Here is an 11,966-nt window from a genome sequence, read left to right as displayed (position 1 = left end):
AAAGCTTAATGCAAGTGAAGGATTCTCCTTTGCTTGCATTTTTCTTTATGGTATGATTATCAAGGATTTAGAATGAGAAGGTGTAATAGAATATGAATGAAAAACAAAAATTTGTCCCGATTTTATTGGGAAGCGATATTAATGTCTACGGTATGGCCCGTTCCTTTCATGAAGCCTATGGGATCGTTTCAGAGGCCTACGCTGGCCTGCAATTGGCACCAACAAAATACAGTAAGATCGTGAATGTTCATGTTGTTTCAGGATTTGATAAGGATCCGGTGTTTATTGAACAAATGCGGGAATTAGGAAGAAGTACCTATAACGAACCTGATACTAAATATTTATTGATTGCTTGTGGTGACGGGTATGCTGAGTTAGTTTCACAACATAAAGACGAACTTTCTGAATGGTTTATCTGCCCTTATATTAATTTTGATTTATTACAAAGCTTGATCAGCAAAGTCAGCTTCTATGAAATTTGTGAAAAATATGATTTACCCTATCCGAACACATTTATTATTACAGAAGATATGCTGGAAGCTGGCAAGTTGAAGCAGGAACTGCCATTCGATTTCCCAGTTGCCTTAAAACCTGCGAATAGTGTAGAATGGCTATCTATCGATTTTGAAGGCCGCAAGAAAGCCTTTATTTTAGATACGCGTGATGAGTTTGATATGATCATTGAACGCATTTACCAAGCTGGCTACACTAGTGAAATGATTGCTCAAGACTTTATTCCAGGTGATGACAGCAATATGCGTGTTTTGAATGCTTATGTTGATCAAAACCATCAAGTTCGTATGATGTGTTTAGGACATCCGCTATTAGAAGATCCTTCTCCGGAAGCAATCGGGAACTATGTAGCGATTATGCCAGAATACAATGAAAAAATCTATCAGACGATTAAGAGCTTTTTAGAAAAAATCGATTACACAGGATTTGCAAATTTTGATATGAAGTATGATCCGCGCGATGGCGAATACAAATTATTTGAAATCAACTTGCGTCAAGGTCGCAGCAGTTTCTTTGTAACGTTGAACGGGTTCAATTTGGCACAGTATGTGACTGAAGATCGTGTGTATGAAAAACCGTTCAGTGAAACGATTTATGGAAAAGCAGGGTCTGCTACATCCATGTTATGGATGGGTGTACCAAAAGGTGTTTTTGAAAAATTTGCTCGTAACAACGCAGACAAAGAAAAAGCCTTAGAAATGATCAAAAAAAATCATTGGGGCACGACAGTCTTCTATAAGAAAGATATGTCTCTAATGCGTTGGGTACTAATGAAATATATGTTCAGCAAGTATAAAGGACGATTTGATTTATTCTTTAAAGAGAAAGAAGGATAAATATGGAAAATTTCTTTAGTGTTCTTGGCGGTATGGGTACGATGGCGACGGAAAGTTTTATTCGCATCTTAAATCAGCGGACACATGCTCATAATGATCAAGAATACTTAAATTACGTGATGTTCAATCACGCGACTGTTCCTGACCGAACAGCGTATATCTTAAACCATGAGGCACCAAGCCCGTTACCGTTTTTATTAGACGATATCGAGAAACAAAATTTGTTGCAGCCAGATTTTATCGTGCTGACCTGTAACACTGCTCATTATTTTTTCAAGCAACTTCAAGCTGCTACAAAAATTCCTTTATTGCATATGCCACGTGAAGCAGTCATTGAAGTGACAAAGCACCATCAGCCAGGAGAAAAAATTGCCGTACTAGCGACTGCCGGGACAATGTCTGCCAAAGTATATCAAGACGAGCTGGAGGCAAAAGGGTTTGAAGTCATGGTTCCTGAAAAGGACATCCAAGACAAAGTAAACCATCTAATCTATCATGACGTGAAAGAAAATGACTTTATCAATAGTGAGTTATATTTAGATATTCTTTCGGATGTCTTCGAAAAATATGGTTGTCAAAATGCTATCCTGGGCTGCACGGAACTCTCTTTGGTTCAAGAGCTGACCAGGGAAGTTCCTTATCCGGTAATCGATGCCCAATCGATCTTAGCCGATCGTACTATTGAATTAGCGCTGAAAAACAGATCTTCTAAATAAGGAGATCTGTTTTTTTATCTTCCGTCATGTTAAAAAGTTTCTTACTCTTAGGAAAGAGTAAAGAATTACAAATAAGTAGCAAAGACACGCCTGGAATGTTATAATTTTTTAAAGATAGCGAAGGAGGCTAACGTTCAGCTTCTTTGGTATCTTTTTATTTGGGCAGGAGGCTTGCCTTATGTCAGGTGGTATTCAAGAAATGCACCGTTTTTTGTTGCATTTTATTGGTATAGTAAAAAAGTGGTATGAATAAAATAAAAATCGTTTCACATTTGATTTCCTAATTATGAGAAAGGAGTGACACGAATGACTGAAAGTTTACATTTAGTTGTCATTACTGGTATGAGCGGGGCAGGAAAAACCGTTGCGATCCAAAGTTTTGAAGATATGGGGTATTTTTGCGTAGATAACATGCCTCCAGGGTTGATTCCAAAATTCTGGGAGTTAATTCGTGAATCAGGGAAGGTAACGAAAATTGCGTTAGTTGTTGACTTGCGTTCACGTTCTTTTTTTGAAGACATCCAAAAAATGTTGATAGAAATTGAAAATACCGGATTTATTGATACGAGTATTTTATTTTTGGATTGTTCTGATGAGGAGTTGGTTTCTCGTTATAAAGAGACTCGTCGTTCTCATCCACTTGCGATGGAAGGGATGATTTCTGAGGGGATTCGAAAAGAACGGGGTATTTTGGAAGATTTAAAAAATCGTGCGACATTGATGATTGATACGACAGATTTGACGCCTCGTCAGTTACGAGAAAAAATCAATCAATCGTTTAAACAAAAAGACGATGTGGGCTTCCATGTAGAAGTTGTTTCCTTTGGCTTTAAATATGGCTTGCCGATTGACGCAGATATCGTAATGGATGTGCGTTTTTTACCAAATCCCCATTATATTCCAGAACTGCGTCCGCAAACGGGTTTAGATAAACCTGTTTATGATTACGTAATGTCATTTCCAGAAACAGAAAATTTTTACACGAACTTTGTACGACTTATCATGGATATTTTACCAGGTTATATTAAGGAAGGGAAAAGTTCATTGACGATTGCAATTGGCTGTACAGGAGGTCAACATCGTTCGGTTGCTTTGACCGAACGAGTGGGCAAAGCTATTAAAGATGCCGATTATAAAGTGAATATCACACATCGTGATAAGGATAAGCGGAAAGAGACGGTGAATCGTTCATGAAAATGAAAACATACCGTATCCGTAAACCTAAAATTGTCGTGATTGGCGGGGGGACTGGTTTACCAGTCATTTTGAAGAGCTTGCGCAATCAAAGTGCGGATATCACAGCAGTCGTAACTGTAGCTGACGATGGAGGCAGCAGTGGCGAATTAAGAGATTCAATTGATATGGCTCCGCCGGGTGATTTAAGGAATGTATTAGCTGCTCTATCAGATATGCCAAAACTATATGAAGATTTATTTCAATATCGTTTTCATGAAGATGACAAATTTCTTGCCAATCATACAATTGGAAATCTATTGATCGCTGCTTTATCAGAAATGCGTAGCAGTACGTATGAAGCAATTCAGCTACTTTCTATGATGATGCATGTAGACGGACATATTTATCCATCTTCAGAAACACCGTTAGTCTTACATGCGGATTTTGATGATGGAACAAGTGCGGTAGGTGAGTCAAAAATTGCTATTGATCGCAAAACGATTGAAAAAGTCTATGTTACAGAGAAAAGTGGGGAAAAAGCTGTTCATGCAGCACGGAAAGTTGTCAACGCTATCCATGAAGCGGATATGGTTGTGCTGGGCCCAGGGTCATTATTCACAAGCATCCTTCCTAATTTAGTGATTCAGGAATTAGGAGATGCTGTTCGTTCGACGAATGCGGAAGTCGTGTATATTTGCAATATCATGACTCAAAAAGGTGAGACAGAACATTTTAGTGATGCAGATCATATTCGAGTTTTGCATAAGCATCTTGAAAGTAAATTTATTGATACTGTTTTAGTCAATACAGAAAAGGTTCCTGAAGGTTATATGGACCCTGAAATCTACGATGAGTATTTGGTACAGGTTACACATGATTTTAATGGTCTCAGAGATGAAGGATGTCGTGTAGTTTCCACCGACTTTTTAGAACTGCGTGATGGCGGTGTTTTTCATGATGGTGATAAAGTAGTTGATGAATTGTTTCGAATTGTTTTCGGAGCAAAAATTTAAAAAGAGTATCAATACAATATTAATCAAGTGAGAACTAATTTTTAGGAATAATTAGTTCTTTATTATGAAGAAGGAGGGCTCGTCATGTCTTTTGCAGCCGAAGTAAAAAAAGAGCTAACGGGTCTGGCAGTCCAAAAGAATCTCGCGCAAGCTGAATTAGCCGCTTTGATACGAATGAATGGGTCGCTAAGCTTGAGCAATCATCAATTTGTATTAAATGTGCAGACTGAAAATGCGGCGATCGCTCGTCGGATTTTTACTTTGCTGAAAGAGCATTATAAGGTGCGCAGTGAGTTGTTAGTACGACGAAAAATGAAATTGAAGAAAAACAATGTTTATATTGTTCGATTGAAACAAGAAACACAGAACATCTTATTGGATTTGGATATTATGGATGGCATGATGTTTCAATCTCATATTTCAAACGAAATTAAACAATCAGATGATAAGACACGCGCTTATTTGCGTGGCGCATTTTTGGCTTCTGGCTCTGTCAACAATCCCGAAACCAGCCGCTACCATTTGGAGATTTCTTCAATCTATGAGGAGCACAATCAAGATATTTGTGACTTGCTGAATCAATTTGATTTAAATGCGCGAACATTAGAACGACGTAACGGTTATATTACTTATTTAAAAGGGGCAGAGAAAATTGCCGACTTTTTAACTCTGATCGGTGCTACCAACTCAATGTTGAAATTTGAAGATGTTCGAATTGTACGTGACATGCGTAATTCAGTTAATCGATTGGTTAATTGTGAAACAGCAAATATGAATAAAACGATTGATGCAGCTTCAAAACAGATTGATAATATTCATTTTATTGAATCAACCGTTGGACTGCAATCATTGCCTGAAAAACTACAAGAGATTGCAGAATTAAGAATCCAAAATCCCGAAATCAGCTTAAAAGAGCTAGGAGAAATGATACCTTCTGGCGCAATCTCTAAATCTGGAATCAATCATCGGATTCGGAAAATTAATGACTTTGCAGATAATCTGCGTAAAAAAACCGTTTGAATTTCAAACGGTTTTTTTCTTTATTCAGCAATGTAAGTTTTTAATGTAGCTTCATCAATTGACTCGTCAAAGATATGTTCACCTAATATAACAGTGGGAACAAACTTAATATTGGCTTGCTCAGCTTCATTGCGAATTTCACTTTGCAAGCTTTGGTTCGCTTGTTGCTTGAAACGCAATGTTTTTTCAGCATAGTCAGCGACTGCTTCTAATTCTAGGTCTTGCCAACTTTCTTGCGTTTCGAAAGCCAGTTGAATTTGAATCAAAGCCTTTTTAGGATCTGTATCGATATATTCGTGCATTACGTTGCCGCGCTGCAAACTAATTTTATCCTTATCTAATAATTTAATAACGCGTTGAACTTTACCTTCGGCGACTGCTTGATTTAAAGTGTCATAAGATTCTTCAAACCATTGTTTACAGAAAGGGCATCGAAGATTTATAAATTCAATTAATCGCTTTGGAGCAGCATCTGAACCGATTTTGATTCCATTAAAGTCATTAACAAGCTTTCCTTTTATAACAGAGATATCCATGAGAAAACACGTCCTTTCTCTTACAAGTGTACAAAAATTTTTTAAGAAAACAAGTTCTTTTCATTTAAATAAGTTAAAAAGACTGAAACTCGTGTTTGAAATTAGTTGTGGTTAGTTTATAATGAATGCGTTGTTAGAGAAATTATAAACTTGTGATTTCATATTTTACTGAGGGTACTAGTTAGTCAAGATGGTATCAAGTGCCTGAATCTGAAGTTCTTTCTAAAAGGACTTTTTTTGTTTTAGAAATGGAGGAAAAACATGCGTAAGAAAAAAACGATGGACGGCAATACAGCTGCTGCTTATATTTCGTATGCATTCACAGAGTTAGCGGCTATTTATCCCATCACACCAAGTTCAACCATGGCTGAACTTGTAGATCAATGGGCATCGCAAGGAAAGAAAAATATATTTGGACAACCTGTATCAATTACGGAAATGCAATCAGAGGCGGGAGCCGCAGGGGTTGTACATGGCGCATTGAAAACGGGAGCACTTACTACAACATATACCGCTTCACAAGGATTATTACTCATGATTCCCAACATGTATAAAATCGCTGGAGAGTTACTACCTGGCGTTTTTCATGTTGCTAGTCGTGCGGTTACAACTAATGCGTTGAACATCTTTGGTGATCATGGTGATGTAATGGCCGCTCGCCAAACGGGATTTGCTATGTTGCAAGAGAGCAGTGTCCAAGAAGTAATGGATTTATCTGCAGTGGCACATTTAGCTGCTATTGAGGGCAGTCTTCCCTTCATGAATTTTTTTGACGGCTTTCGCACTAGTCATGAAATTCAAAAAGTAGAAGTATTAGATTATGAGGAATTAGCCCCCTTGATCAATCAAGAGAAGTTGAAAGCTTTTCGTAAAAGAAGTATGAATCCAAATCATCCGACGATCAGTGGAACGAATCAAAATCCAGATGTGCATTTTCAACAGCGAGAAACAGTCAATCGCTATTATGACGAACTGCCTGCAATCGTACAGAAATACATGTTTGAGATCAATAAACTTCGTGGAACCAATTATGACTTAGTTACCTATTATGGTGCGGAAGATGCTGACGAAGTAATAGTGGCAATGGGATCAGTAGCACAAACAATCGAACAAACCGTCGATTATTTAAATGCAAAGGGTCGTAAAGTTGGTTTTTTGAACATACACTTATATCGTCCGTTTCCCAGCAAAAATTTTTTAGAAAAACTTCCTGATACAGTAAAATCAATCGCTGTATTAGACCGTTCAAAGGAACCTGGCGCTGATGGAGAGCCCCTTTTACTTGATATCCAAGGAGTAATGTATGAGGCTGACACTCGTCCTAAAATTATTGGAGGACGCTTCGGTTTAGGCTCGAAAGATGTTACACCGGATCAGATTATCGCTGTTTATGATGAGTTGGCGAAAGACAAAGTAAATACAAAGAAACGTTTTACGATTGGGATCACTGATGATGTGACCAATATGTCATTAGAAACAAATAAAACGATAGATTTAACAAATCCAAATACTTTTCAAGCAAAATTCTGGGGATTCGGCTCAGACGGAACAGTTGGTGCGAATAAATCGGCAATCAAGATCATCGGAGATCATACAGATAAATATGCACAGGGGTACTTTAGCTATGATTCAAAAAAATCTGGTGGTTTGACCGTTTCTCACTTGCGTTTTGGTGATACACCGATACGTTCAACTTATCTTGTTGAGAGTGCTGATTTTATCGCTTGTCATACACCAGCCTATATTCATACCTATGACCTATTGAAAGGTTTGAAGCCAGGTGGAATTTTTCTCATGAATACCATGTGGAATGATAAGCAGATGGATAAATTATTGCCTGCGAAAATGAAACGATATATCGCTGAAAATGAGATTAAATTCTATACTATTAATGCTGCAAAGCTAGCAATGGAAGTAGGGCTTGGTTCACGTATCAATACAGTCATGCAAACAGCATTTTTCAGTTTAACAGGAATTATCCCGTTTGATGAAGTGCTGGATATCCTAAAGATCGAAGCAGATAAAAGTTATCGACGGAAATCGCTGGAAATTGTTGAGAAAAATATCGCAGCAATTGATCAGACGGTCGAATTGTTGCATCAAGTGGAGGTGCCTGAAACCTGGCGGACAGTTGACCTTCCCATAAAAGTTCGTGAGTCTACTGTGTCTCAATATGTAGAAGAAATTGTTGAACCTATTAATTCACAACGAGGAAATGATTTAACTGTGAACGACCTTGTAGTAAATGGTATGACTGACGGAACTATTCCCACAGGTACGACGAAATTTGAGAAACGAGGCATAGCTTTAGAAGTTCCTCATTGGATTAGTGATCGCTGTACTATGTGTAATGAATGCTCATTTGTTTGTCCTCACGCGGCAATCCGTCCGTTCCTTGCGAATGATGAAGAAATGGAGGAAGCACCTGAAGGCTATATCGTTCGAGAAATGCGAGGTGCAGATGGGTTAAAATACCGTATACAAGTCTCAGTTGAAGATTGTACCGGCTGTGGTCTGTGTGTGGAAGCATGTCCAGCAAAAGACAAAGCATTAGTCATGAAGCCTTATCAAGAAGAGAAAGAACAGGCGATTAACTGGGCATTTTCAATGACATTGAAACAAAAAGCTAATCCAGCAAAAACGAATTCCGTTTTAGGATCACAGTTCAATCAGCCTTTGCTTGAATTTTCGGGAGCTTGTGCTGGTTGTGGGGAGACACCATATGTAAAATTAATGACACAAATGTTTGGCGATCGCATGATGATTGCTAATGCAACAGGCTGTTCTTCGATTTGGGGGGCAGCAGCACCAGTTAGTCCATATACAACGAATGAAAAAGGGCAGGGGCCAGCTTGGTCGAACTCACTTTTTGAAGATAATGCAGAATATGGATACGGAATGTTTTTAGCCAATCAAACAAGACGCAAAGAGTTAGCTGATAAAATCAATAATGTTTTAGATGTTGTTTCAGATGATTTACGGGAGCTGATGGAAGATTGGATGGACCACATGTTTGAATCCGATGGGACCCAGCAAAGAGCGGCAAAATTAACAGCAGCATTAGAGTGTGAAGGAATGACAGACCCTAAACTAGCTGAGATTTATGATAATCGGGACCTGTTTGTCAAAACCAGTCAATGGATGTTCGGTGGCGATGGCTGGGCCTACGATATCGGGTTTGGCGGAATCGACCATATATTGGCTAGTGGTGCAGATGTGAATATTTTGGTAATGGATAACGAAGTATACTCAAATACTGGTGGTCAAACATCTAAAGCAACCCCAGCCTCGGCTATTGCAAAATTCTCTGCAGGCGGCAAGTACCAATCTAAAAAGGATCTAGGTATGATGGCGATGACCTACGGCAATGTTTATGTCGCGCAAATCGCTTCTGGTGCCAACCAAATGCAAACAATCAAAGCATTAGAGGAAGCTGAAAAATTTCCTGGACCATCTTTAGTGATCGCGTATACACCATGCATCAATCATGGATTACGCGGCGGTATGAGCAAAACGTTGCAAGAAGCTAAAGATGCTGTTAACTCAGGGTATTGGTCACTATACCGTTACAACCCAGCACAACGAGAAAAAGGTAAAAATCCGATGTCACTGGATTATAAGAAACCAAAATTTGATGACATGATCGGATTTATGAAACAGCAAACACGTTTTTCTGCGTTAGAAAGAGTGCAGCCAGATGATGCTCAACGACTATACCAAAAAACGGTTAACGATGCGCAAACGCGTTTTTATAACTATGCACGTTTAGCTGGTCAAGAGGAAAAGATTCGGGCAAGATTGGAAGGAACTAAAGCAGAATCTAGTGAATTATCTGTGAATGCGGGTGTAAAACGCGAACGTAAGACTGATCCAGAAGCAGAAGCCCGGCGTGCCGCACGCAGAGCTGCCCGTGCTGAAAAGCGGAGTAAATAGCTTCGAATTAACATTTTTGCTAAAATTAGACTTAGCGAGTATAGATAATAAACGAAAATGTAACTGCCAAGTTTATTTTTACTAAAACAAAGTAAAAGCATTCTTTAGTGGGAGGAGCCTTAATTTACTAAGGCTCTTTTTCCTTCTCAAATTTTATGCTAGACCTGTACCACTGTGGTATAATTGTAGAGAATTTTGGATAGAAAGAGAGGTTATCTATGCCTAATCGTCTAATTGAATTATTCAAACCGGAATATTGGCTTAGCTTTTTTTCTGAGAATCTTTCAACCTGGGATATCATCGTCAACCTTTTAGATATATTTGTTGTCTGGTTTTTGATTTATCGTTTGTTTGAACTTGTTCGCGGAACGAAAGCCGTCCAGTTGATCAAAGGTGTGGCGATTTTTATTGGGATTCGAATCATAGCTGAACTAATTGGCCTGCATACGTTGTCCTGGTTGATGAATCAAATCATCACGTACGGTGTAATAGCAGCAATCGTTATTTTTCAGCCAGAGGTTCGACGTGGGCTGGAACATTTGGGACGCAGTTCTTTCTTCAAAACATCTAAGAAAGAAGAACGTGATGATGAGCGAATGATCCTAGCTTTTGACAAAGCGATCCAATACATGTCAAAAAGAAAAATCGGTGCATTAGTAACGATTCAACGCTTTACAGGTTTAGAGGAGTATATTGAAACTGGAATTGATCTGGACGCGGACATTACTGGGGAATTATTGATCAATATTTTTATCCCAAACACACCACTGCATGATGGTGCGGTTATCGTTAAAAATGGAAAGATCGCTGTTGCTTCAGCATATCTTCCGCTTTCAGATAGTATGTTGATACCAAAAGAATTTGGTACGCGACATCGTGCGGCGGTAGGTATCAGTGAAGTCAGTGATGCGTTAACGTTCATAGTTTCTGAGGAGACAGGCGGTGTCAGCATTACGTTGAATAATGATTTTCTGCACGACTTGTCACAAGAAGAATATCTAGCTGTGATGCGCAGAGAGTTAATGCCAGATGAAAAAAATGCTGGTAAAAAAAGTCTTCTTCAGACCTTTTTGGAGGGTTTGACTAAAGGAGGACAAAAATGAGAATCAAATTCAAGAAAAGTAATGCTCCCTACATGCTAATTTCGCTAGTATTTAGTTTGATTTTATTTTTTAATGTCAACAGTCAAAATTTTAGTCGTTTGATTTCTTCTGAAATAAACTATGAAGAGTCTATTCAAAATGTTCCAATCAATGTTCTTTATGATTCGGATGATTATTTTGTTCATGGATTCTCATCGAATGTTTCAGTTAAGCTAAGCGGAGCCAATCGGATACAATTAAATAAAGAAATCGATCCTGATACTCGAAATTTTAGTGTTGTTGCGGATTTAACAAATTTATCCTCTGGAACTCACGAAGTACGTTTAAAAGCTAAAAACTTATCTAGTTCGCTTTTTGCAACGATTGAACCAGAGAAAATTTCAGTAACAATCGAGAAGAAGGTGAAAAAACAATTTGCTGTAACGCCAATTTTGAGCAGCACAACTGATAACAATAAATTGAAAGTTGGAGAGATGTCTACACAGCCTGAAAAAGTAGAAATCACTACTGGCGAAAACACAATGAAGGAAATTGAACGTGTTGTTGCGTCAGTCGATAGCAGTAAATTAACGGTTGATCAAGACAGTATTCAAGCACCGATTCAGGCGTTGAACGCTAGCGGGGAGGCATTGCCAATCCAAGCTGAGCCACAAAATGTAACTGTTAACTTTGAGATTCAAACACCAAGTAAGGAAGTTTCGCTTTATCCGATTCAAGAGGGTGAACTGCCCTCGACAGTTGAAAATGTCAAGATTGATTTGAATCGTACAAAGGCAACAATTACTGGCGTACAGTCGGTAATTGATCAAATAGACAGTATTGGCATTCCAGTCGATGTAAGTCAGATACAAGGGACTGTAAAAAAATTCATTGATATACCAGTATCTGGAAATTATCAAGTGAATCCGAAAACGGTGAGTGCACAAGTGACACCGATATTTAAGAAGTCTCAAGAGTCAGAAACTAGCAGTACAAATCATTCTAGTTCGTCGGCAGCGAAAGTTACAGAAAGCTCAAGTGGGGCTTCAAAAAAAACTGAAGCAAGCACCACTAAAATGACTAGTAGTCAAGAAGAACCGACAAATCAATCAACTAACTAGATGAAGAAGGGAAATATAGT

The 11,966-nt window shown here is 38.5% G+C and carries 9 protein-coding genes; 8 read left to right on the top strand and 1 reads right to left on the bottom strand.

Annotated elements, in window-relative coordinates; genetic code table 11:
- The first annotated feature begins 92 nt into the window (after positions 1–92).
- The 5 genes from JZO85_RS22095 (at position 93) to whiA (ending at position 5,274) form a co-directional block, all read left to right on the top strand.
- Positions 93–1,349, top strand: a complete 1,257-nt coding sequence (locus JZO85_RS22095) for a carboxylate--amine ligase (RefSeq protein ID WP_207110690.1) — start codon at positions 93–95, stop codon at positions 1,347–1,349.
- 2 nt (positions 1,350–1,351) lie between these two features.
- Positions 1,352–2,065, top strand: a complete 714-nt coding sequence (locus JZO85_RS22090) for an amino acid racemase (RefSeq protein ID WP_207110689.1) — start codon at positions 1,352–1,354, stop codon at positions 2,063–2,065.
- A gap of 306 nt (positions 2,066–2,371) precedes the next feature.
- Positions 2,372–3,259 carry an RNase adapter RapZ gene (rapZ, locus tag JZO85_RS22085; protein WP_207110688.1) on the top strand — a complete coding sequence of 296 codons (888 nt, stop codon included), beginning with the start codon at positions 2,372–2,374 and terminating at the stop codon, positions 3,257–3,259.
- The gene (locus tag JZO85_RS22080; RefSeq protein WP_207110687.1) at positions 3,256–4,254 is read left to right on the top strand and encodes a gluconeogenesis factor YvcK family protein; all 999 of its coding nucleotides are present in this window, start codon (positions 3,256–3,258) and stop codon (positions 4,252–4,254) included. The genes rapZ and JZO85_RS22080 overlap by 4 nt, the downstream gene beginning before the upstream one ends.
- Before the next feature lie 84 nt (positions 4,255–4,338).
- Positions 4,339–5,274, top strand: coding sequence for a DNA-binding protein WhiA (gene whiA, locus JZO85_RS22075; RefSeq protein WP_207110686.1), 936 nt, complete (start codon positions 4,339–4,341; stop codon positions 5,272–5,274).
- Between the two features lie 20 nt (positions 5,275–5,294).
- Here the strand turns inward: whiA and JZO85_RS22070 are convergent, their stop codons facing one another.
- Positions 5,295–5,810, bottom strand: a complete 516-nt coding sequence (locus JZO85_RS22070) for a thioredoxin domain-containing protein (RefSeq protein ID WP_207110685.1) — start codon at positions 5,808–5,810, stop codon at positions 5,295–5,297.
- Positions 5,811–6,071: 261 nt separating this feature from the next.
- Here JZO85_RS22070 and nifJ point away from each other — a divergent pair, with 261 nt between their 5' ends.
- The 3 genes from nifJ (at position 6,072) to JZO85_RS22055 (ending at position 11,946) form a co-directional block, all read left to right on the top strand.
- Positions 6,072–9,743 carry a pyruvate:ferredoxin (flavodoxin) oxidoreductase gene (gene nifJ, locus JZO85_RS22065; RefSeq protein ID WP_207110684.1) on the top strand — a complete coding sequence of 1,224 codons (3,672 nt, stop codon included), beginning with the start codon at positions 6,072–6,074 and terminating at the stop codon, positions 9,741–9,743.
- Positions 9,744–9,961: 218 nt separating this feature from the next.
- Positions 9,962–10,846: a diadenylate cyclase CdaA gene (gene cdaA / locus JZO85_RS22060; protein WP_207110683.1), complete on the top strand. Its 885-nt coding sequence runs from the start codon at positions 9,962–9,964 to the stop codon at positions 10,844–10,846.
- Positions 10,843–11,946: a CdaR family protein gene (locus JZO85_RS22055; protein WP_207110682.1), complete on the top strand. Its 1,104-nt coding sequence runs from the start codon at positions 10,843–10,845 to the stop codon at positions 11,944–11,946. The genes cdaA and JZO85_RS22055 overlap by 4 nt, the downstream gene beginning before the upstream one ends.
- Positions 11,947–11,966 lie beyond the last annotated feature (20 nt).

Source organism: Candidatus Enterococcus murrayae, assembly GCF_017315985.1.
Taxonomy (GTDB): Bacteria; Bacillota; Bacilli; order Lactobacillales; family Enterococcaceae; genus Enterococcus_A; species Enterococcus_A murrayae.
The sequence above is the reverse complement of the archived record's forward strand: the minus strand, read 5'-3'. Positions and strand labels throughout refer to the sequence as shown.

Excerpts from the sequence above, each read along its gene's own strand:
- JZO85_RS22095 (WP_207110690.1), top strand. The coding sequence starts at position 93 with ATGAATGAAAAACAAAAATTTGTCCCGATTTTATTGGGAAGCGATATT.
- JZO85_RS22090 (WP_207110689.1), top strand. The coding sequence starts at position 1,352 with ATGGAAAATTTCTTTAGTGTTCTTGGCGGTATGGGTACGATGGCGACG.
- rapZ (WP_207110688.1), top strand. The coding sequence starts at position 2,372 with ATGACTGAAAGTTTACATTTAGTTGTCATTACTGGTATGAGCGGGGCA.
- JZO85_RS22080 (WP_207110687.1), top strand. The coding sequence starts at position 3,256 with ATGAAAATGAAAACATACCGTATCCGTAAACCTAAAATTGTCGTGATT.
- whiA (WP_207110686.1), top strand. The coding sequence starts at position 4,339 with ATGTCTTTTGCAGCCGAAGTAAAAAAAGAGCTAACGGGTCTGGCAGTC.
- JZO85_RS22070 (WP_207110685.1), bottom strand. The coding sequence starts at position 5,810 with ATGGATATCTCTGTTATAAAAGGAAAGCTTGTTAATGACTTTAATGGA.
- nifJ (WP_207110684.1), top strand. The coding sequence starts at position 6,072 with ATGCGTAAGAAAAAAACGATGGACGGCAATACAGCTGCTGCTTATATT.
- cdaA (WP_207110683.1), top strand. The coding sequence starts at position 9,962 with ATGCCTAATCGTCTAATTGAATTATTCAAACCGGAATATTGGCTTAGC.
- JZO85_RS22055 (WP_207110682.1), top strand. The coding sequence starts at position 10,843 with ATGAGAATCAAATTCAAGAAAAGTAATGCTCCCTACATGCTAATTTCG.